Origin of the sequence: Streptococcus pseudopneumoniae IS7493, from assembly GCF_000221985.1 — a bacterium.
Lineage (GTDB): Bacteria > Bacillota > Bacilli > Lactobacillales > Streptococcaceae > Streptococcus > Streptococcus pseudopneumoniae.
In genome coordinates this window covers 2120857-2141768 of sequence record NC_015875.1, presented here as the reverse complement: position 1 = coordinate 2141768, position 20912 = coordinate 2120857, and the positions used below count along the sequence as shown (strand labels likewise).

18 protein-coding genes are annotated in these 20912 nt (G+C 41.0%); 15 read left to right on the top strand and 3 right to left on the bottom strand.

The features are described from left to right. Positions 1-53 precede the first annotated feature (53 nt). Entirely contained in the window at positions 54-752 is a 699-nt protein-coding gene (locus SPPN_RS11075; protein ID WP_000730915.1) for a hypothetical protein, read from the top strand. A gap of 70 nt (positions 753-822) precedes the next feature. Here the strand turns inward: SPPN_RS11075 and dusB are convergent, their stop codons facing one another. After that, positions 823-1803, bottom strand: coding sequence for a tRNA dihydrouridine synthase DusB (gene dusB, locus SPPN_RS11070; protein ID WP_000183321.1), 981 nt, complete (start codon positions 1801-1803; stop codon positions 823-825). Beyond that, the gene (gene hslO / locus SPPN_RS11065; RefSeq protein ID WP_000357842.1) at positions 1790-2662 is read right to left on the bottom strand and encodes an Hsp33 family molecular chaperone HslO; all 873 of its coding nucleotides are present in this window, start codon (positions 2660-2662) and stop codon (positions 1790-1792) included. Before hslO ends, dusB begins: the two co-directional genes overlap by 14 nt. A gap of 164 nt (positions 2663-2826) precedes the next feature. Here hslO and SPPN_RS11060 point away from each other — a divergent pair, with 164 nt between their 5' ends. The 14 genes from SPPN_RS11060 (at position 2827) to SPPN_RS10995 (ending at position 18854) form a co-directional block, all read left to right on the top strand. Then, positions 2827-4254, top strand: coding sequence for an AcpB/EbpR/MafR family transcriptional regulator (locus SPPN_RS11060; protein WP_000280543.1), 1428 nt, complete (start codon positions 2827-2829; stop codon positions 4252-4254). Between the two features lie 158 nt (positions 4255-4412). Next, positions 4413-5921 (top strand): glycerol kinase GlpK, encoded by a 1509-nt coding sequence (glpK, locus tag SPPN_RS11055; RefSeq protein ID WP_000076800.1) that lies wholly within the window; start codon positions 4413-4415, stop codon positions 5919-5921. A gap of 41 nt (positions 5922-5962) precedes the next feature. Continuing rightward, positions 5963-7789, top strand: coding sequence for a type 1 glycerol-3-phosphate oxidase (glpO, locus tag SPPN_RS11050; RefSeq protein WP_000395969.1), 1827 nt, complete (start codon positions 5963-5965; stop codon positions 7787-7789). Between the two features lie 69 nt (positions 7790-7858). Further along, positions 7859-8563, top strand: coding sequence for an MIP/aquaporin family protein (locus SPPN_RS11045; protein ID WP_000980824.1), 705 nt, complete (start codon positions 7859-7861; stop codon positions 8561-8563). Positions 8564-8895: 332 nt separating this feature from the next. Continuing rightward, the gene (locus SPPN_RS11040) at positions 8896-9027 is read left to right on the top strand and encodes a teichoic acid D-Ala incorporation-associated protein DltX (RefSeq protein WP_000813667.1); all 132 of its coding nucleotides are present in this window, start codon (positions 8896-8898) and stop codon (positions 9025-9027) included. Between the two features lie 20 nt (positions 9028-9047). Continuing rightward, the gene (dltA, locus tag SPPN_RS11035) at positions 9048-10598 is read left to right on the top strand and encodes a D-alanine--poly(phosphoribitol) ligase subunit DltA (RefSeq protein WP_000066718.1); all 1551 of its coding nucleotides are present in this window, start codon (positions 9048-9050) and stop codon (positions 10596-10598) included. Continuing rightward, a complete protein-coding gene (dltB, locus tag SPPN_RS11030; RefSeq protein ID WP_000969758.1) occupies positions 10595-11839 on the top strand; it encodes a D-alanyl-lipoteichoic acid biosynthesis protein DltB in 1245 nt (414 codons plus the stop codon). The genes dltA and dltB overlap by 4 nt, the downstream gene beginning before the upstream one ends. Positions 11840-11852: 13 nt before the next feature. Beyond that, a complete protein-coding gene (gene dltC, locus SPPN_RS11025) occupies positions 11853-12092 on the top strand; it encodes a D-alanine--poly(phosphoribitol) ligase subunit DltC (protein WP_000351967.1) in 240 nt (79 codons plus the stop codon). Next, on the top strand, positions 12085-13353 hold the full coding sequence (gene dltD, locus SPPN_RS11020) for a D-alanyl-lipoteichoic acid biosynthesis protein DltD (protein WP_000919880.1): 1269 nt from the start codon (positions 12085-12087) through the stop codon (positions 13351-13353). The genes dltC and dltD overlap by 8 nt, the downstream gene beginning before the upstream one ends. 152 nt (positions 13354-13505) lie before the next feature. Beyond that, on the top strand, positions 13506-13946 hold the full coding sequence (gene adcR, locus SPPN_RS11015; protein WP_001249317.1) for a zinc-dependent transcriptional regulator AdcR: 441 nt from the start codon (positions 13506-13508) through the stop codon (positions 13944-13946). Next, positions 13946-14650, top strand: a complete 705-nt coding sequence (locus SPPN_RS11010) for a metal ABC transporter ATP-binding protein (RefSeq protein WP_001269496.1) — start codon at positions 13946-13948, stop codon at positions 14648-14650. The genes adcR and SPPN_RS11010 overlap by 1 nt, the downstream gene beginning before the upstream one ends. Continuing rightward, on the top strand, positions 14643-15449 hold the full coding sequence (locus SPPN_RS11005) for a metal ABC transporter permease (RefSeq protein WP_000950032.1): 807 nt from the start codon (positions 14643-14645) through the stop codon (positions 15447-15449). The genes SPPN_RS11010 and SPPN_RS11005 overlap by 8 nt, the downstream gene beginning before the upstream one ends. 9 nt (positions 15450-15458) lie before the next feature. Beyond that, positions 15459-16964 carry a zinc ABC transporter substrate-binding lipoprotein AdcA gene (gene adcA, locus SPPN_RS11000; protein WP_000724077.1) on the top strand — a complete coding sequence of 502 codons (1506 nt, stop codon included), beginning with the start codon at positions 15459-15461 and terminating at the stop codon, positions 16962-16964. A gap of 924 nt (positions 16965-17888) precedes the next feature. Further along, positions 17889-18854 (top strand): DUF3644 domain-containing protein, encoded by a 966-nt coding sequence (locus SPPN_RS10995; protein ID WP_000793783.1) that lies wholly within the window; start codon positions 17889-17891, stop codon positions 18852-18854. Between the two features lie 1084 nt (positions 18855-19938). Here the strand turns inward: SPPN_RS10995 and SPPN_RS10990 are convergent. Next, entirely contained in the window at positions 19939-20796 is an 858-nt protein-coding gene (locus SPPN_RS10990) for a 5'-nucleotidase, lipoprotein e(P4) family (RefSeq protein WP_000833516.1), read from the bottom strand. Positions 20797-20912: the final 116 nt, after the last annotated feature.

Sequence of the window (20912 nt, the reverse complement as noted above, 5' to 3'; positions counted from 1 at the left end):
CCATTGCAAAAAGATTTCTTTATATTTCTAAAATATTACAAAGGAGTAGAAAAATGAAAAAGAAAACCTATATCAAATTGATGGTAGCAACTGTATTGGCTTCTATCTTGCTACTGGGAGCTTGTGGAAATAAAAAGGAAACAACTCAAGCAAGCAGTTCTGCTAAGATAAGCCAGTCATCAAGCTCTAAAGCAGCCTCTTCTAGCAAAGAAAGCAAGACTCAGAAGTCCTCAACTTCAGCTTCATCTGAAAAGGCTAAGGCATCTACTGATCAATCTTCAGCAACTGCAAGGCCATCACAAGTGGCACCTGCACCAGAGCAAAGACAAGGTCAAGAAGTGTCTAATCAACAGGCAGCTAGTCAACAAACTCCTGCTCAGGCTCCTTCAACTCAACAGGCTCCTCAATCCCAGTCTAACCAATCAAGCTATGATCCTACAACTGACCGCAAACTTCAAGACAAACAAGCAGAGCAAAATAAACGCTACAAGGGTGTTTTAACCATGGTAGATGGTGATTTCTCAGCTGCAGCGGGCAATTGGAAGGGAGCAAATGGCGAAACCATCACAGTTTCATCAGGAGGTCAATTCACAGTAGAATCTGCTGATGGAAAGAAAGAAAACTACTCTATCAGAGGCTACTCTTATACTCTTGATGATGGCAAGTATAATGCCAAAATTGGTGGAGGAAAAATCATCCAAATTATAACAGGAGCGGATGGCAAGGTTTCCAGTGTTGCTTTGAGTCAATAATAACCCTTAGTATTTGAATTTTTACAGTCAAAAACCCGTAACCTTTAAGAGAGTTACGGGTTTTGGTCTATTAAGCCTTATCCAATTGCAAGAGGGCTTCAATCTCTGCTAGGGTGCTAGCTTGCGAAATGGCTCCACGGAGTTTGGCAGCGCCAGATGTTCCACGGAGATAGTGAGGAGCGAGGCCACGGAATTCACGAACTGCGACGTTTTCTCCTTTGAGGTTAATCAATCGTTTCAAGTGTTCGTAGGCGATTTTCATCTTATCTTCAAAGGTCAAATCAGGTAGGATTTCTCCTGTTTCAAAGTAATGGCTGATTTGGTTGAAGAGGTAGGGATTTCCCATGGCAGCGCGGCCAATCATAACTGCGTCAGCACCGACTTCTTCGATGCGTTGTTTGGCTTCTTGGACCGTACGGATGTCACCGTTGGCGATGAAGGGAATCTTGGTCAGAGCTTGGGCAACCTTGTGAAGGGTCTCAAGGTCTGCGTGACCTGTATACATTTGTTCACGGGTACGGCCATGCATGGCGAGGGCAGAAACACCTGCAGCTTCAGCAGCCAGGGCATTTTCTACTGCCAAAGATGGGTCAGCCCAGCCGGTACGCATTTTGACAGTAAGTGGAATATCAAGGACAGATTGGACCTTGTTGATGATAGAGTAGATCTTGTCAGGATCCTTGAGCCACATAGCACCAGCTTCGTTCTTCACGATTTTGTTGACAGGGCAGCCCATGTTGATATCGACGATATTGGTTTTGGTGTTTTCTTGGATGAATTCTGCTGCGCGTGCTAGGCTGTCTTCATCACTACCAAAAAGTTGGATAGAAACAGGATTTTCGCCTTCATCGATATGAAGCATGTGCAGGGTTTTTTCGTTGTTGTATTGGATTCCCTTGTCAGAGACCATCTCCATGACAACGAGTCCAGCTCCGAGCTCTTTTGCGATGGTACGAAAGGCTGAGTTGGTGACACCAGCCATAGGTGCTAAAACGGTACGATTGGGAATCTCAACATTGCCAATCATAAAAGGTGTATTAAGATTTGTCACGAATGAGTTCCTCCAGGTCCTTTTCATCAAAGTTGTAAGTCGTTTGGCAGAATTGACAAGTGATTTCTGCCCCGTGGTCTTCCTCTTTCATTTCTTGTAAGTCTGAGCTTGGAAGGCTAGCAAGAGCGTTCATAAAGCGCTCATGGCTACAGTCACATTGGAAACGGATTTCTTCTTCAGAAAGACGCTTGTAGGCCTCGTCACCGTAGATTGCTTTGAGGAGGGCTTCGATATGGTCTTCACTTTCCAGAAGGGTCGAGATAGCTGGCATTTCTTGGATGCGTTTTTCAAAGCGAGCAATCTCTTCTTCCTTGGCTCCTGGTAAGACTTGAACTAGGAAACCACCAGCAACCTTGACCTTGTCTTCCTCGTCCAAAAGGACATTGAGACCGACTGCAGAAGGGGTTTGTTGGCTTTCTGTTAGGTAGAAAGCAAGGTCTTCCCCAATCTCTCCAGAGATAAGTGGGGTCAAGGAAGTATAAGGAGTTCCAATGCCGTAGTCTGTGATAACGAGAAATTGACCATTTCCAACAAAAGGTCCGACTAGAACTTCACCAGTTGCAGTCTTTTTGATGTCAACACCAGGATTTTGAACGTAACCTTTGACATTCCCCTTGGTATCAGCGACGGTGATGATAGCACCTAGAGAGCTAGAGCCCAGTACCTTCACTGTTAGTTTGGTATTTCCTTTTTCATTGGCTGCGAGAATCTGGCTAGCGATAAGAGTTCGACCAAGCGCTACAGTTGAGCTAGCTTGGGTTTGGTGTTTTTCTTGAGCAGTGCGGACGGTTTCTGTGCTATCAAGGACAAAAGCACGAAAGGCTCCGCTTTCTGATATAGTTTTAATAATTTTATCCATAGCTACTATTTTAGCATAAAAATGCCCAAAGGGGGAGCCGTGTGTTTGCTGATTTTCAGGATAATGGACTAGGAAATCAGCAGGTAAATAAAAAGAGAAACAGATTATTTCAGCATTTGTAAGATTTATGCTATGCTTAAGGTAGAAAATGAAAGGGGTAACAAATGTATTTAGGAGATTTGATGGAGAAGGCCGAGTGTGGTCAATTTTCAATCCTTTCCTTTCTATTACAAGAGTCTCAGACGACCGTCAAGGCTGTAATGGAAGAAACAGGATTTTCAAAAGCAACCCTAACCAAATATGTCACCCTGCTCAATGACAAGGCTTTGGATAGTGGTTTAGAGCTGACTATTCACTTAGAAAATGAAAATCTGCGCCTGTCGATCGGTGCAGCTACCAAGGGGAGAGATATTCGGAGCTTGTTTTTGGAGAATGCTGTTAAATACCAGATTGTGGTCTATCTTCTCTACCACCAACAATTTTTAGCCCATCAGCTGGCTCAAGAATTGATGATTAGCGAGGCTACGCTTGGGCGTCACTTGGCTGGTTTAAATCAGATTTTGTCAGAATTTGATTTATCCATCCAAAATGGACGTTGGCGAGGTCCAGAGCATCAGATTCGCTATTTCTATTTCTGTCTTTTCCGCAAGGTCTGGTCTAGTCAGGAGTGGGAAGGTCACATGCAGAAACCAGCGAGAAAGCAGGAAATTGCTACACTAGAAGAAATCTGCGGTGCAAGTTTGTCTTCGGGTCAGAAATTGGACTTGGTTCTCTGGGCTCATATCAGTCAACAACGTCTTCGGGTCAATGCTTGTCAGTTTCAAGTCATAGAAGAAAAAATGCGAGGGTATTTTGACAATATTTTCTACCTTCGTTTGCATCGAAAGGCTCCGTCCTTTTTTGCTGGGCAACACCTCCCTCTCGGAACTGAGGATGGGGAGATGATGATATTCTTCTCTTTCCTCCTATCTCATCGCATTCTTCCTCTTCATACTATGGAGTATATCCTTGGTTTTGGAGGACAGTTGGCAGGTTTACTGACGCAATTGATTCAAGAAATGAAGAAAGAGGAGTTACTGGGGGATTATACAGAGGACCATGTCACCTATGAACTCAGTCAGCTTTGTGCTCAAGTCTACCTCTATAAGGGCTATATTTTACAGGATCGCTACAAGTACCAGTTAGAGAATCGTCATCCCTATTTACTGATGGAACATGATTTTAAAGAGACAGCAGAGGAGATTTTTCATGCTCTACCTGCCTTTCATCAGGGGACAGATTTAGATAAGAAGATTCTCTGGGAATGGCTGCAGTTAATCGAATATATGGCTGAAAACGGTGGCCAGCATATGCGGATTGGTCTGGATTTGACATCTGGTTTTCTTGTCTTTTCAAGGATGGCAGCCATTTTGAAACGGTATTTGGAATACAATCGTTTTATTACCATTGAAGCCTATGATTGTACTCGGCATTATGATTTGCTGGTTACCAATAACCCGATTCATAAGAAGGAACAGACGCCAGTCTATTATTTAAAAAACGACTTGGATATGGAAGATTTGGTAGCGATTCGCCAGTTATTATTCACTTAAAAGGCTTGGTTGTTCCAGGTCTTTTTTGTGAAATTCACACAATCTACTCACATTTTTTAAAAAATTAAAAAAAGTTGATGAACAAGAAAGCGCTTTATTTTGTATACTAGTAAGTGTAAAGAGGAAACACCTCAAGATCTTTATCAGGAGGACAGCACATGTCACAAGAAAAATACATCATGGCCATTGACCAGGGAACTACAAGTTCTCGTGCCATCATTTTCAACAAAAAAGGGGAAAAGGTTAGCTCGAGTCAAAAGGAATTTACGCAGATTTTCCCTCAGGCAGGTTGGGTAGAGCACAATGCCAATGAAATTTGGAATTCCGTCCAGTCTGTTATTGCTGGAGCTTTCATCGAAAGTGGTGTGAAACCAAGTCAGATTGAGGCAATCGGGATTACCAACCAACGTGAAACAACGGTCGTTTGGGATAAGAAAACAGGACTTCCTATCTACAATGCTATCGTTTGGCAATCACGTCAGACAGCTCCTCTGGCTGAACAGCTGAAAAGCCAAGGTTATGTGGAAAAATTCCATGAAAAGACTGGTTTGATCATCGATGCTTACTTCTCTGCTACTAAGGTTCGTTGGATTTTGGATCATGTAGAGGGCGCTCAAGAGCGAGCAGAAAAAGGGGAATTGCTCTTTGGTACTATCGATACTTGGTTGGTTTGGAAATTGACTGACGGTGCGACTCACGTGACTGACTACTCAAATGCAGCTCGTACCATGCTTTATAACATTAAGGAACTCAAATGGGATGATGAGATTTTGGAAATTCTCAACATTCCGAAGGCTATGCTGCCAGAAGTTCGTTCTAACTCTGAAATCTACGGTAAGACAGCGCCATTCCATTTCTACGGTGGACAAGTGCCAATTTCTGGTATGGCTGGGGACCAACAAGCAGCCCTCTTTGGACAGTTGGCCTTTGAACCTGGTATGGTCAAGAATACTTATGGAACAGGATCTTTCATCATCATGAATACTGGTGAAGAAATGCAGTTGTCTGAAAACAACCTCTTGACAACCATTGGTTACGGAATCAACGGTAAGGTTTATTATGCCTTGGAAGGTTCTATCTTCATCGCAGGAAGTGCTATTCAGTGGCTTCGTGATGGTCTTCGCATGGTTGAAAATTCACCAGAATCTGAAAAATATGCTCGTGATTCTCACAATGATGATGAAGTTTATGTCGTTCCAGCCTTTACAGGACTAGGAGCACCATACTGGAACCAAAATGCTCGCGGTTCTGTCTTTGGTTTGACTCGTGGAACAAGCAAAGAAGACTTTATCAAGGCAACTCTTCAATCAATTGCTTATCAAGTACGTGATATTATTGACACAATGCAGGTGGATGCTCAAACAGCTATTCAAGTATTGAAAGTGGATGGAGGTGCAGCCATGAATAACTTCCTCATGCAGTTCCAAGCTGATATTTTAGGCATTGACATTGCACGCGCTAAAAACTTGGAAACAACAGCTCTAGGAGCAGCCTTCCTAGCAGGTTTGTCAGTAGGTTACTGGAAAAACTTGGATGAGTTGAAACTTTTGAACGAGACAGGAGAACTCTTTGAACCATCGATGAACGAATCGCGCAAGGAACAACTCTACAAGGGCTGGAAGAAGGCTGTGAAAGCAACGCAAGTCTTTGCGGAAGTAGACGACTAATACTGGCAGAATAAAGCGATTTATTTAGAAGGTGTGTAAATATGGAATTTTCAAAGAAAACACGTGAATGGTCAATTAAAAAAATGCAGGAACGCACCCTGGATCTCTTGATTATCGGTGGAGGAATCACAGGGGCTGGTGTAGCCTTGCAGGCGGCAGCTAGCGGTCTTGAGACCGGTTTGATTGAAATGCAGGACTTCGCAGAAGGAACATCCAGCCGTTCAACAAAATTGGTTCACGGCGGTCTTCGCTACCTCAAACAATTCGACGTAGAAGTAGTATCAGATACGGTTTCAGAACGTGCAGTAGTACAACAAATTGCTCCACACATTCCAAAACCAGACCCAATGCTCTTACCAGTTTACGATGAAGATGGAGCGACCTTTAGCCTCTTCCGTCTTAAAGTAGCCATGGACTTGTACGATCTCTTGGCAGGTGTCAACAATACACCAGCTGCTAACAAGGTTTTGAGTAAGAATCAAGTCTTGGAACGCCAGCCAAACTTGAAGAAAGAAGGCTTGGTAGGAGGTGGAGTGTATCTTGACTTCCGTAACAACGATGCGCGTCTCGTGATTGAAAACATCAAACGTGCCAACCAAGACGGTGCCCTCATTGCCAACCACGTGAAGGCAGAAGGCTTCCTCTTTGACGAAAGTGGCAAGATTACAGGTGTTGTAGCTCGTGATCTCTTGACAGACCAAGTATTTGAAATCAAGGCCCGTCTGGTTATTAATACAACAGGTCCTTGGAGTGATAAAGTACGTAATTTGTCTAATAAGGGAACGCAATTCTCACAAATGCGCCCAACTAAGGGAGTTCACTTGGTAGTGGATTCAAGCAAAATCAAGGTTTCACAGCCAGTTTACTTTGACACAGGTTTGGGTGACGGTCGTATGGTCTTTGTTCTCCCACGTGAAAACAAGACCTACTTTGGTACAACTGATACAGACTATACAGGTGATTTGGAGCATCCAAAAGTAACTCAAGAAGATGTAGATTACCTACTTGGTATTGTCAACAACCGCTTCCCAGAAGCGAATATTACAGTTGCTGACATTGAAAGTAGCTGGGCAGGTCTTCGTCCATTGATTGCAGGGAACAGTGCCTCTGACTATAATGGTGGAAATAACGGTACCATCAGTGATGAAAGCTTTGACAACTTGATTGCGACTGTTGAATCTTATCTCTCCAAAGAAAAAACACGTGAAGATGTTGAGTCTGCTGTCAGCAAGCTTGAAAGTAGCACATCTGAGAAACATTTGGATCCATCTGCAGTTTCTCGTGGGTCTAGCTTGGACCGTGATGATAATGGTCTCTTGACTCTTGCTGGTGGTAAAATCACAGACTACCGTAAGATGGCTGAAGGAGCTATGGAGCGCGTGGTTGATATCCTCAAAGCAGAATTTGACCGTAGCTTTAAACTCATCAACTCGAAGACTTACCCTGTTTCAGGTGGAGAATTGAATCCAGCAAATGTGGACTCAGAAATCGAAGCCTTTGCGCAACTTGGAGTTTCACGTGGCTTGGATAGCAAGGAAGCTCACTATCTAGCAAATCTTTACGGTTCAAATGCACCGAAAGTCTTTGCCCTTGCTCACAGCTTGGAACAAGCGCCAGGTCTTAGCCTGGCAGACACCTTGTCCCTTCACTATGCAATGCGCAACGAGTTGACTCTTAGCCCGGTTGACTTCCTTCTTCGTCGTACCAACCATATGCTCTTTATGCGTGATAGTTTGGACAGCATCGTTGAGCCAGTTTTGGATGAAATGGGACGATTCTATGACTGGACAGAAGAAGAAAAAGCAACTTACCGTGCTGATGTAAAAGCAGCTCTTGCTAATAATGATTTAGCAGAATTAAAAAATTAAGAAAAAATAAAAGAGGTGGAGGGTAGCAATCCTTGTCGCCCGCCCCTTCTTTTTGATGGAGACAGAAAGATGATGAATGAATTATTTGGAGAATTTTTGGGAACTTTAATCCTGATTCTTCTAGGAAATGGTGTTGTTGCAGGTGTGGTTCTTCCGAAAACCAAGAGCAACAGCTCAGGTTGGATTGTGATTACTATGGGTTGGGGGATTGCAGTTGCGGTTGCAGTATTTGTATCTGGAAAACTTAGTCCAGCTCATTTAAACCCAGCTGTGACTATAGGTGTGGCCTTGAAAGGTGGCCTGCCTTGGGCTTCCGTTTTCCCATACATCCTAGCTCAGTTCGCAGGGGCCATGCTCGGTCAGATTTTGGTTTGGTTGCAATTCAAACCGCATTATGAGGCAGAAGAAAATGCAGGAAATATCCTGGCAACCTTCAGTACTGGGCCAGCCATCAAGGATACAGTTTCTAACTTGATCAGTGAAATCCTAGGAACCTTTGTTTTGGTCTTGACAATCTTTGCTTTGGGTCTTTATGACCTTCAAGCAGGAATCGGAACCTTCGCAGTGGGAACTTTGATTGTTGGTATCGGTCTATCACTAGGTGGGACAACAGGTTATGCCTTGAACCCTGCACGTGACCTTGGACCTCGTATCATGCATAGCATCTTGCCAATTTCAAACAAGGGAGACGGAGATTGGTCTTACGCTTGGATTCCTGTTGTAGGCCCTGTTATCGGAGCAGCCTTGGCTGTTCTTGTATTTTCCCTTTTCTAGTTTATACTCTTCGAAAATCTCTTCAAACCACGTCAGCGTCGCCTTACCGTACTCAAGTACAGCTTGCGGCTAGCTTCCTAGTTTGCTCTTTGATTTTCATTGAGTATTAGAAAACAATTATTTTGATAGAGCCTGAGATGGAAATCTCAGGCTTTTTTCTTTTAAAATATACATAGAAAAACCGCATAATTCTTAAAATAAGCTGAAATCTATTGAAAACATACGGTAAACAATTGAAAAACTAGTCTATAAAGTGGTACAATAGTAGAAAAATACTATAGTAAGAGTCTATCTTATTTAGCAAAAATTGCAGAAATGAATGGTTTTTCTTGATGAAACAGAGAAAAGAATTGTACCTCTTTCTTGGTCGGACAGCCTTGTATTTTCTTATCTTTCTAGGGCTGCTTTACTTCTTTAGCTATCTTGGTCAGGGTCAAGGAAGCTTTATCTATAATGAATTTTAACTTGAAGGAGAATCCCTATTGTGTCAAATAAACCAATAGCAGATATGATTGAAACCATTGAGCATTTTGCTCAGACACAGCCTAACTATCCTGTTTACAATGTTTTGGGGCAGGAACATACTTATGGCGATTTAAAGGCTGATTCGGATAGTTTGGCTACAGCCATTGACCAACTAGGCTTGTCTGAGAAGTCTCCTGTGGTCGTTTTTGGTGGTCAAGAGTATGAAATGTTGGCAACTTTTGTAGCGCTGACTAAGTCAGGACATGCCTACATTCCAATTGATAGCCATTCAGCCTTGGAGCGAGTTTCGGCTATTTTAGAAGTGGCAGAGCCAAGCTTGATTATTGCCATTTCAGACTTTCCATTGGAGCAGGTTTCTACACCGATGATGAATCTAGCTCAGGTTCAAGAAGCCTTTGCTCAAGGGACTAGCTATGAGATCACGCATCCAGTCAAGGGCGATGATAACTACTACATTATCTTTACTTCTGGTACGACTGGTAAGCCTAAAGGAGTGCAGATTTCCCATGATAACCTCCTCAGCTTTACCAATTGGATGATTACGGACAAGGAATTTGCGACGCCAAGTCGTCCGCAAATGCTGGCTCAGCCACCTTATTCTTTTGATCTGTCTGTCATGTACTGGGCTCCGACCTTGGCACTAGGTGGTACGCTCTTCGCTCTTCCTTCAGCTATTACTCAGGACTTTAAGCAACTCTTTGCGACCATCTTTTCGTTGCCAATCGCTATCTGGACATCAACCCCTTCTTTTGCAGATATGGCCATGTTGTCAGAAGACTTCAACAGTGAGAAAATGCCTGGAATCACGCATTTCTACTTTGATGGCGAAGAATTGACGGTTAAAACAGCTCAAAAACTGCGTGAGCGTTTCCCAAATGCCCGTATTATCAATGCCTACGGTCCAACAGAAGCGACAGTAGCCTTGTCAGCTGTTGCCGTGACAGACGAGATGTTAGCGACTCTCAAACGTCTACCAATCGGCTATACCAAGGCTGATTCTCCAACCTTTATCATTGACGAGGAAGGAAATAAACTGCCAAATGGTGAACAGGGAGAAATCATTGTTTCTGGGCCAGCTGTTTCAAAAGGCTATATGAACAATCCTGAAAAAACAGCGGAAGCCTTCTTTGAGTTTGAAGGTCTGCCAGCCTACCACACAGGCGATGTGGGAACCATGACAGATGAGGGCTTACTTCTTTACGGTGGACGCATGGACTTCCAGATTAAGTTCAACGGTTACCGCATTGAGTTAGAAGATGTCTCTCAAAATCTTAATAAGTCTCGCTATATCGAGTCTGCTGTCGCAGTACCGCGTTATAACAAGGACCACAAGGTACAAAATCTACTGGCCTATGTCATCTTAAAAGACGGTGTTCGTGAGCAGTTTGAGCGTGATATCGATATTACTAAGGCCATCAAGGAAGATTTGACAGACATCATGATGTCCTACATGATGCCGTCTAAATTCCTTTATCGAGACAGTTTGCCACTGACTCCAAATGGAAAGATTGACATCAAAGGATTGATTAACGAGGTGAATAAGAGATGATGGAGTTTTTTCAACAGCTTCCTCATTTAGAGCCATATGGCAATCCTCAGTATTTTGTTTATGTGATTGCTGCAACCTTGCCCATCTTTATCGGTCTTTTTTTCAAGAAACGCTTTGCCTGGTATGAAGTACTGGTTAGTCTCTTCTTTATCGTCACCATGTTGGTAGGTGGGAAGACCAATCAATTGGTTGCCTTAGGTATTTACCTTTGCTGGGAGATATTGCTCCTGCTCTTCTACAAGCACTATCGAAAAAGCAAGGATGGCAAGTGGGTCTTCTACCTAGTTAGTTTTCTGTCCCTCCTTCCGATTATCTTTGTCAAGGTGCAACCAGCTATCAATGGAACGCAGTCTTTGCTTGGATTTTTGGGAATTTCTTACCTGACCTTTCGTTCGGTTGGGATTATCATCGAGCTGAGAGATGGAGTGATTAAGGATTTTACCCTCTGGGAATTCCTCCGTTTCCTTCTCTTCATGCCGACTTTTTCAAGTGGCCCAATCGATCGCTTTAAGCGATTTAATGAAAATTATCAGGCCATTCCTGAGCGGGATGAGTTGATGGATATGCTGGATGAATCTGTTCGCTATATCATGTGGGGCTTTTTGTATAAGTTTATCCTGGCTCATGTTTTAGGAGAGACCTTACTCCCTCCTCTGAAGAATTTAGCCTTGCAGTCAGGTGGCTTCTTTAACCTCTATGCCGTGGCAGTTATGTATACCTTTGGTCTGGAACTTTTCTTTGACTTTGCAGGTTATTCTATGTTTGCCTTAGCCATTTCAAATTTGATGGGAATTCGTAGCCCTATCAACTTTAACAAACCTTTTTTATCAAGGGATTTAAAGGAATTTTGGAATCGCTGGCATATGAGTCTCTCTTTCTGGTTCCGTGACTTTGTCTTTATGCGAATGGTCATGGTATTGACCAGAAAGAAGGTCTTTAAAAATCGCAATGTAACCTCAAGCGTGGCCTACATTGTCAATATGCTGATTATGGGATTTTGGCATGGAGTGACTTGGTACTATATCGCCTATGGACTCTTTCATGGATTAGGCTTGGTCATCAATGACGCTTGGGTTCGTAAGAAAAAAACACTCAATAAGGAGCGGAAAAAAGCAGGGAAGCCTGCTCTACCTGAGAATCGCTGGATTCAGTTGCTTGGCATGGTTATCACCTTCCATGTCGTCATGCTGTCATTCTTAATCTTTTCTGGATTTTTGAATGATTTATGGTTTAAAAAATAAAAGGAAATAAAATATGGATATCAAATCAGAAGTTATCGAAATTATTGATGAGTTGTTTATGGAAGATGTTTCTGACATGATGGATGAAGATCTTTTTGACGCAGGTGTCTTGGATAGTATGGGAACGGTTGAGTTGATTGTGGAGATTGAAAACCGTTTTGACATTCGTGTTCCTGTAACAGAGTTTGGTCGTGATGACTGGAATACAGCTAATAAAATTATAGCTGGCATTGTGGAGCTACAAAATGCTTAAACGCTTATGGATGATCTTCGGACCGGTCTTGATAGCTGGTTTGTTGGTTTTTCTGCTCATTTTCTTTTATCCTACTGAGATGCGTCATAATCTAGGAGCTGAAAAGCGTTCAGCAGTGGCTACTACTATCGATAGTTTTAAGGAGCGAAGTCAAAAAGTCAGAGCACTATCTGATCCAAATACACGTTTTGTTCCCTTCTTTGGCTCTAGTGAATGGCTTCGTTTTGACGGTGCTCATCCTGCGGTATTAGCTGAGAAATACAATCGCTCCTACCGTCCTTATCTTTTAGGACAGAGGGGAGCTGCATCGCTTAACCAGTATTTTGGAATGCAACAGATGCTGCCACAACTGGAGAATAAACAAGTTGTGTATGTTATCTCACCTCAGTGGTTCAGTAAAAATGGCTATGAGCCAGCAGCCTTCCAGCAGTATTTTAATGGAGACCAGTTGACCAGTTTTCTGGAACATCAATCTGGAGATCAGGCTAGCCAATATGCGGCGACGCGCTTACTACAGCAGTTTCCTAACGTAGCTATGAAGGATTTGGTTCAGAAGTTGGCAAGTAAAGAAGAATTGTCGACGGCAGACAATGAAATGATCGAATTATTGGCTCGGTTTAATGAACGCCAGGCTTCCTTTTTTGGACAGTTTTCAGTTAGAGGCTATGTTAATTATGGTAAGCATGTAGTTAAGTATTTAAAGACCTTGCCAGACCAGTTTTCTTATCAAGCAATAGAAGATGTTGTCAAATCAGATGCAGAAAAGAATACTTCCAATAATGATCTGGGAATGGAGAATGATTTCTATAATAAGCAGATTAAGAAGGATTTGAAGAAATTAAAGGATTCTCAGAAAAACTTCACCTATCTCAAGTCGCCAGAGTATAATGACCTGCAGTTAGTTTTAACCCAGTTTTCTAAATCCAAGGTAAACCCGATTTTTATCATTCCACCTGTTAATAAAAAATGGATGGACTACGCTGGTCTACGAGAGGATATGTACCAACAAACGGTGCAGAAGATTCGCTACCAGTTAGAGAGTCAAGGTTTTACCAATATAGCAGATTTTTCTAAGGATGGCGGGGAGCCTTTCTTTATGAAGGACACCATTCATCTGGGTTGGTTGGGTTGGTTGGCTTTTGACAAGGCAGTTGATCCTTTCCTATCCAATCCCACACCAGCTCCGACTTACCATCTGAATGAGCGCTTTTTCAGCAAAGATTGGGCGACTTATGATGGAGATGTCAAAGAATTTCAATAGTTCATAATATAGAAGAGTTCAAGAATGAAGCCTATTTTCACGTTTTTTCTTGACTCTTTTTTTGCTTGTGATATAATTAACTGGTAAATAAAATGTCAAAGAATAGTATTTTTCTCTTAAAAAAGAGAAGTCTAAAAGGAAAGGAGTCAAATATGAGACAGCTAGCGAAGGATATCGACACTTTTTTAAATGAGGTTATCTTGAAGTCTGAAAATCAGCATGAAATCCTAATAGGTCATTGTACTAGCGAGGTGGCCCTGACCAATACCCAGGAGCATATTCTCATGCTTTTGTCAGAGGAATCTTTAACAAATTCAGAATTGGCCCGTCGCCTCAATGTCAGTCAGGCGGCAGTTACCAAGGCCATTAAGTCTTTGGTCAAGGAAGGGATGTTGGAAACATCTAAAGATCCTAAGGATGCGCGTGTGATTTTTTATCAGTTGACTGATTTGGCTCGTCCAATTGCTGAGGAGCACCACCATCACCATGAGCATACACTTTTAACCTATGAACAAGTGGCGACTCAGTTTACTCCAAATGAACAAAAAGTGATCCAGCGGTTTTTGACTGCTTTAGTAGGAGAAATCAAATAATGAGATATATTACGGTAGAGGATTTATCCTTCTATTATGATAAGGAGCCTGTTCTTGAACATATCAATTATAGTGTTGATAGTGGGGAATTTGTTACCTTGACGGGGGAGAATGGAGCGGCTAAGACGACACTCATCAAGGCCAGTCTTGGAATTCTCCAACCACGCATTGGTAAGGTAACTATTTCAAAGACAAATACGCAGGGTAAGAAATTGAGAATAGCTTACCTTCCTCAACAGATTGCCAGTTTTAATGCTGGTTTTCCAAGTACAGTTTATGAGTTTGTCAAGTCGGGTCGCTATCCACGAAAGGGTTGGTTCCGTCGTTTGAATGCTCATGATGAGGAGCATATCAAGGCTAGTTTGGACTCAGTTGGTATGTGGGAACACCGAGACAAACGCTTGGGGTCTCTATCTGGAGGACAAAAGCAGCGAGCGGTGATTGCGCGTATGTTTGCTTCTGACCCAGATGTGTTTATCCTAGATGAGCCGACAACGGGGATGGATGCAGGAAGTAAAAATGAATTTTACGAACTCATGCACCACAGCGCCCATCATCATGGCAAGGCTGTTTTGATGATTACCCATGATCCTGAAGAAGTTAAGGACTATGCGGACCGCAATATTCATCTAGTCCGTAACCAAGACTCGCCATGGCGTTGTTTCAACGTTCATGAGAATGATCAGGAGGTGGGTCATGCTTAGTTTATTATCTTATGACTTTATGCAGCGTGCCTTTCTGGCGGTTATTGCCATGAGTCTCTTCTCGCCAGTATTAGGAACCTTTCTTATCTTGCGCCGTCAGAGTTTGATGAGTGATACCCTCAGCCACGTCTCGCTTTCGGGTGTAGCTTTTGGTCTGGTCCTAGGGATTTCTCCGACTATTTCAACTATTGCTATTGTCTTGATTGCGGCGGTCTTTCTGGAGTATCTCCGTACGGTTTACAAGAGTTTTATGGAAATCGGGACAGCAATCCTCATGTCAACGGGTCTGGCTGTTTCTCTGATTGTCATGAGCAAGGGGAAAAGCTCGAGTTCTATGAGTTTGGACCAGTATCTTTTTGGTTCGATTGTGACTATCAGCGAAGAGCAGGTCGTTTCCCTCTTTGTCATTGCGGCGGTTGTTTTGATTTTGACCTTCCTCTTCCTTCGTCCTATGTATATCCTGACCTTTGATGAGGATACGGCCTTTGTGGATGGCTTGCCAGTTCGTACCATGTCTATTCTTTTTAACATGGTGACAGGGGTGGCCATTGCTCTTATGATTCCTGCAGCAGGAGCTCTTCTGGTATCGACCATTATGGTCTTGCCAGCTAGTATTGCCCTGCGTCTGGGGAAAAACTTTAAATCGGTTATGCTGTTAGCCAGTGCTATTGGATTTTTGGGAATGGTAGCAGGACTTTACATTTCCTACTATGCAGAAACACCTGCAAGTGCAAGTATTACCATTATTTTTGTAACTGTTTTCTTACTAATTAGTTTAGTAAGACGTTTTATCAAATAGGAGACTAAGATGAAAAAAATTAGCTTATTGCTAGCCAGTTTATGTGCCTTGTTTTTAGTGGCTTGTTCCAATCAAAAACAGGCAGATGGCAAACTCAATATCGTGACAACCTTTTACCCTGTCTATGAATTTACCAAGCAAGTCGCAGGAGATACTGCTAATGTAGAACTCCTCATCGGTGCTGGTACAGAACCCCATGAATACGAACCGTCTGCCAAGGCAGTTGCCAAAATCCAAGATGCAGATACCTTCGTTTATGAAAATGAAAACATGGAAACTTGGGTTCCTAAATTGCTAGATACTTTGGATAAGAAAAAAGTGAAAACCATCAAGGCGACAGGCGATATGTTGCTCTTGCCAGGTGGTGAGGAAGAAGAGGGAGACCATGACCATGGAGAAGAAGGCCATCACCATGAGTTTGACCCCCATGTTTGGTTATCACCAGTTCGTGCCATTAAACTAGTAGAGCACATCCGTGACAGCTTATCGGCAGATTATCCTGATAAAAAAGAGACCTTTGAAAAGAACGCATCTGCCTATATCGAAAAATTGCAAACATTGGATAAGGCTTATGCAGAAGGCTTGTCTCAAGCCAAACAAAAGAGCTTTGTGACTCAGCACGCAGCTTTTAACTACCTTGCCTTGGACTACGGTCTCAAGCAAGTATCAATCTCAGGTCTCTCACCAGATGCAGAGCCATCAGCTGCACGTCTGGCAGAATTGACAGAGTACGTCAAGAAAAATAAAATCGCCTATATCTACTTTGAAGAAAATGCCTCACAAGCCCTTGCTAACACACTTTCAAAAGAGGCAGGTGTCAAAACAGATGTCCTTAATCCTTTAGAAAGTCTGACAGAAGAGGACACCAAGGCGGGAGAAAATTACATCTCTATCATGGAGAAAAACCTCAAGGCTTTGAAACAAACAACGGACCAAGAAGGTCCAGCAATCGAGCCTGAAAAGGCAGAGGATACCAAGACAGTTCAAAATGGTTACTTTGAGGATGCAGACGTCAAGGACCGCACCTTGAGTGACTATGCAGGTAACTGGCAATCAGTTTATCCTTTCCTTGAAGATGGAACTTTTGATCAAGTCTTTGACTACAAGGCTAAGTTGACTGGTAAGATGACTCAGGCTGAGTACAAGGCCTACTATACAAAAGGCTATCAGACAGATGTGACTAAGATTAATATTACTGATAACACTATGGAATTTGTTCAAGGTGGACAAAGTAAGAAATATACTTATAAGTATGTTGGAAAGAAAATCTTAACTTACAAGAAAGGTAATCGTGGTGTGCGCTTCCTCTTTGAAGCGACAGATGCGGACGCTGGACAGTTCAAGTATGTTCAGTTTAGTGACCACAATATCGCCCCAGTTAAGGCAGAACATTTCCATATCTTCTTTGGAGGCACCAGCCAAGAAGCCCTCTTTGAAGAAATGGATAACTGGCCAACCTACTACCCAGATAACCTATCTGGACAAGAAATCGCCCAAGAAATGTTGGCACATTGATTAGAAACCGACTAGTTCATAGGAGCTAGTTGGTTTTTTGATACTAGATGGCTAACTTCATTATAGACCTTTCCAGAACTTTAAAAAATAAATAAAACTCTTGAAATATCTGGATCTGTATGTTAGAATAATTTTATCGGATAAGGTTCATTAGAACACCAAAGCCCCTAACTACTGCCATAGTTAAGGGGTGTTTTGGTATATTCTACAGGAATAGAAAAAGACCCTCTAAACTTTGTAGAGAGCCTTAAAAAATCAAAATAAAAAGATACCCCCCAGCACATAGGAATGCTCAACCTTTCAGTCTACCCCATTCTGGGACCCAGCGTTTATCCTTCACAAGTTATCTTATTGAGTCCATTATATCACACTTATGGAAAATGTAAGAAATTTGTATAGTATTTTTAAATGAATTGATGAAAAATCAAATACCTTTCAGAACTAAGGAACTTTAAATAATAAATAAAACTCTTGAAATATCTGGACCTGTATGTTAGAATAAAATCGATAGGCAAGGTTCATTAGAACACCAAATCCCTTAACTAGTGCGATAGTTAAGGGGTGTTTTGGTATATTCTACAGGAATATATAATCCTAGTTTTCTAATTTGCTCTTTGATTTTTGTTGAGTATAAACATTTTAACAAAAAAGTTAGTCTTTAATAAAAGAAGCGATATAGTGATATTAGAAATTCTCTTGTAATTCTGATATGTCTGCGTATTTTTCGTAAGTTACCTGTTTAGTAATCAGATGTCAGTTAAGGGCTTGATGTTTTATAAAAGAAAATTATGGAGGAAGGGAAATCCGACTTTATAAACTAAACTGTAAAAAACGGCAAATTTGACAAATGAATAAGAAAAAAATAAAAAGCAACTGTTTTTATTAAAAAGATTGCTTAATAGTTAGATTGGAGGGAAGAAAAATATGAAAAATTTAAGTCAACGACTTGTTGATAAAAGTGTTGAGGCCTTTATTATGGGGCTGGAAATTTACAACAAGCCTACAATCAAATATCGTATTGAAGGATTCAGTTTTTTCATATGTAATGCTTGGGAGTTGATGTTGAAGTCTGAAATGCTAAATAGAAATCTATCAATCTATTTTAAGGATAATCCAGATAGAACTCTCAGCCTTGAAAATGTTATCAAGAAAATTTATTCCGATGATAGTACACGAATTCGACTAAATCTGGAGCGTATTATTGAGCTTAGAAATATCAGCACACATTATATTACAGAGGATTACGAACTAAAGTACGCTCCACTATTTCAAGCGTGTGTACTTAACTATGTCAATGAACTTCAGAGATTTCATGGTAGAGACATCACTGAGACCATTGCACAAAATTTCCTAACTATATCAGCAAGTTATGAGCCTCTGACAAATGAACAAATCAGACTAAAATACCCAGCGGAAATTGCAGAAAAGTTTATTCAGCAAGCAAATGCTATAGATGTTCTTGTTTCTGAGTATAATTCAGATAAATTTGCAATCGGTGTAAAACAAAACCTATACATCACAAAGAAAAAGTCTGAAGCTGACTTCGTTGTCTCAATTGCAAATCAATCTCCCTCTCAAGTAGCAATAGTAAAAGATTTAAAAGATCCATCAGAGACTCACAAATATTCATACGGGAATATCATCTCAGTTGTAAATGATCGATTAAACAAGAAGAATATCAAATTAAATTATAAATCTGGTTTCAATCAATATGTTCTAACCTTAATCATTGATTTCTATTCAATAAAAACTGACGAGAAATTTGCATATTGCCATAAAATAGGTAAGTCTGAGCACTATACCTATTCACAGCAATTTGTTGACTTTATCATTACAGAAATAGAAAAAGACCCTCTAAACTTTGTAGAGAGCCTTAAAAAATCAAAATAAAAAGATAACCCCAGGCACATAGGAATGCTCAACCTTTCAGTCTACCCCATTCTGGGACCCAGCGTTTATCCTTCACAAGTTATCTTATTGAGTTCATTATATCACACTTATGGAAAATGTAAAGAAATTTGTATAGTATTTTTAAATGAATTGATGAAAAATCAAATACCTTTCAGAACTAAGGAACTTTAAATAATAAATAAAACTCTTGAAATATCTGGGCTTATATGCTAGAATGTAGTTAATGGATAAGGTTCATTAGAACACCAAATCCCCTAACTAGTGCCATAGTTAAGGGCTTTTTTGACGTATCTTAGCGATTTAACGGGTGTTGATAGGCTAGTCAGTCGGTCTACTTCTTACCATCTAGCCATTTGCAAACGAAATACAAGATGATTCCAGCTATGACGTCTGCTATAATAGTAAGAGCGAGCTCTGGGATAAGGCTCATTAGTTTCACCTCCTCTCACGAACCCATAGGAACGTAATCGGTAACCGATGACAAAAGTATTATACCACACTAAATTTAGATCATCAAGGTCACTTAATGCTTGAACTATTGTAGATTATATGCTAGAATATAGTTAATTGATAAGGTTCATTAGAACACCAAAGCCCCTAACTATTGCCGTAGTTAAGGGCTTTTTTGACGTATCTTAGCGATTTAACGGGTGTTTATAGGCTAGTCACTCGGTCTACTCCTTACTATCTAGCCATCTGCAGACGAAATACAAGATAATTCCAGCTATAACATCCGCTATAATAGTAAGAGCGAGCTCTATGATAAGGCTCATTAGTTTCACCTCCTCTCACGAACCCATAGGAACGTAATCGGTAACCGATGACAAAAATAGTATACCACAATAAATTTATATCATCAAGGTCACTTAATGCTTGAAATATAGGGTCTAGGCGACAAAGTCTTTAAAATCAGAAAAACGTATAGTATCAGATGTATAAAAGCTTGATGTTATATCAATTAAAAAAGTGGATAGGAAAGTTTTCTGATTATCAGAATTCCTTCCTATCCACTTTTTGAAGATTGTAAGTTAACCTTAGTTTATATAGAATCAGCTTATTTGTTTTATTTATTAAAACCTTGCAAAGCCTTTTGGCGTTCTTCCACTTGACCTTTAGCATCCAATTTATTGCCAGCGTAGACAGCTGTTTCCCATGATCCGTACATTGGATTTGGGAAGATGATGAATTTTTCACCGAATTCTTTTTGCAATTCTTCAAGTTGTTTATCACGGTCAGATTCAGAAATCTTCGAAAAATCTGCAAAGTCTACGAGGTTATCACCAAATAGTAATACTAGATTAGTTTTCTCTTGAACTGCTTGGCGACGCCCTTCTTTGGATTTTACACCACTTTCTAAGAGCATGAGGTGATCACGCCCTTGTACAGGGATTCCTTCGTTTTCTAGATTTTTAATCGTAGCATCTATTTGATTAACTGAGCGGTCAGAAATATAGTAAATTTGGATGCCGTTTTGATTGGCAAATTGAAGAAACGTCTTGGCTCCTGGGACGGCTTTTGCTGCAGCTTTTTGAACCCAAATATCCCAATTTTCAGGTGTGAATGCTGTTCCGTCTTTGATATTTTGAACTTGATAAGGACTATTATCTAAGACTGTTTCATCTAAGTCCAAAATGATTGAATAAGGCTTGTCTGATTCTGTTTTCAGTAATTCCTTTAGACGATCTGTGGCAACATTATAACCTTGTAGATACAAGGCTTTGGTTTCAGCTGATTTTTGATACCAAAGGGTTGACATAGTATTTTCTCTTGACCGTAGTTGGTCATATGTCATTGTAATCTGATTATCAGATGAGCTCTTATTGCTTGTCTGTGTTTCTGTAGACTTTGTTGCACAACTAGATAATAAGACGACAGATGCAAGTGCAGAAAGGATTGTAACAGTAGTTTTTGCTGATTTCATGAAATATCTCCTATTCATTAATTTCATAAATAGTATAGCACGAGAGAAAAGTTAAGGCAAGTCATTCTCTGACTATGGATGAAGATTCTATAGAAGTTAATGCAGTGAAAAAAAGA

What these genes read in the sequence shown, in the direction of transcription:
- SPPN_RS11075 (WP_000730915.1), top strand. Translation starts at nt 54, where the DNA reads ATGAAAAAGAAAACCTATATCAAATTGATGGTAGCAACTGTATTGGCT.
- hslO (WP_000357842.1), bottom strand. Translation starts at nt 2,662, where the DNA reads ATGGATAAAATTATTAAAACTATATCAGAAAGCGGAGCCTTTCGTGCT.
- SPPN_RS11060 (WP_000280543.1), top strand. Translation starts at nt 2,827, where the DNA reads ATGTATTTAGGAGATTTGATGGAGAAGGCCGAGTGTGGTCAATTTTCA.
- glpK (WP_000076800.1), top strand. Translation starts at nt 4,413, where the DNA reads ATGTCACAAGAAAAATACATCATGGCCATTGACCAGGGAACTACAAGT.
- glpO (WP_000395969.1), top strand. Translation starts at nt 5,963, where the DNA reads ATGGAATTTTCAAAGAAAACACGTGAATGGTCAATTAAAAAAATGCAG.
- SPPN_RS11045 (WP_000980824.1), top strand. Translation starts at nt 7,859, where the DNA reads ATGATGAATGAATTATTTGGAGAATTTTTGGGAACTTTAATCCTGATT.
- SPPN_RS11040 (WP_000813667.1), top strand. Translation starts at nt 8,896, where the DNA reads ATGAAACAGAGAAAAGAATTGTACCTCTTTCTTGGTCGGACAGCCTTG.
- dltB (WP_000969758.1), top strand. Translation starts at nt 10,595, where the DNA reads ATGATGGAGTTTTTTCAACAGCTTCCTCATTTAGAGCCATATGGCAAT.
- dltC (WP_000351967.1), top strand. Translation starts at nt 11,853, where the DNA reads ATGGATATCAAATCAGAAGTTATCGAAATTATTGATGAGTTGTTTATG.
- dltD (WP_000919880.1), top strand. Translation starts at nt 12,085, where the DNA reads ATGCTTAAACGCTTATGGATGATCTTCGGACCGGTCTTGATAGCTGGT.
- adcR (WP_001249317.1), top strand. Translation starts at nt 13,506, where the DNA reads ATGAGACAGCTAGCGAAGGATATCGACACTTTTTTAAATGAGGTTATC.
- SPPN_RS11010 (WP_001269496.1), top strand. Translation starts at nt 13,946, where the DNA reads ATGAGATATATTACGGTAGAGGATTTATCCTTCTATTATGATAAGGAG.
- SPPN_RS11005 (WP_000950032.1), top strand. Translation starts at nt 14,643, where the DNA reads ATGCTTAGTTTATTATCTTATGACTTTATGCAGCGTGCCTTTCTGGCG.
- adcA (WP_000724077.1), top strand. Translation starts at nt 15,459, where the DNA reads ATGAAAAAAATTAGCTTATTGCTAGCCAGTTTATGTGCCTTGTTTTTA.
- SPPN_RS10995 (WP_000793783.1), top strand. Translation starts at nt 17,889, where the DNA reads ATGAAAAATTTAAGTCAACGACTTGTTGATAAAAGTGTTGAGGCCTTT.
- SPPN_RS10990 (WP_000833516.1), bottom strand. Translation starts at nt 20,796, where the DNA reads ATGAAATCAGCAAAAACTACTGTTACAATCCTTTCTGCACTTGCATCT.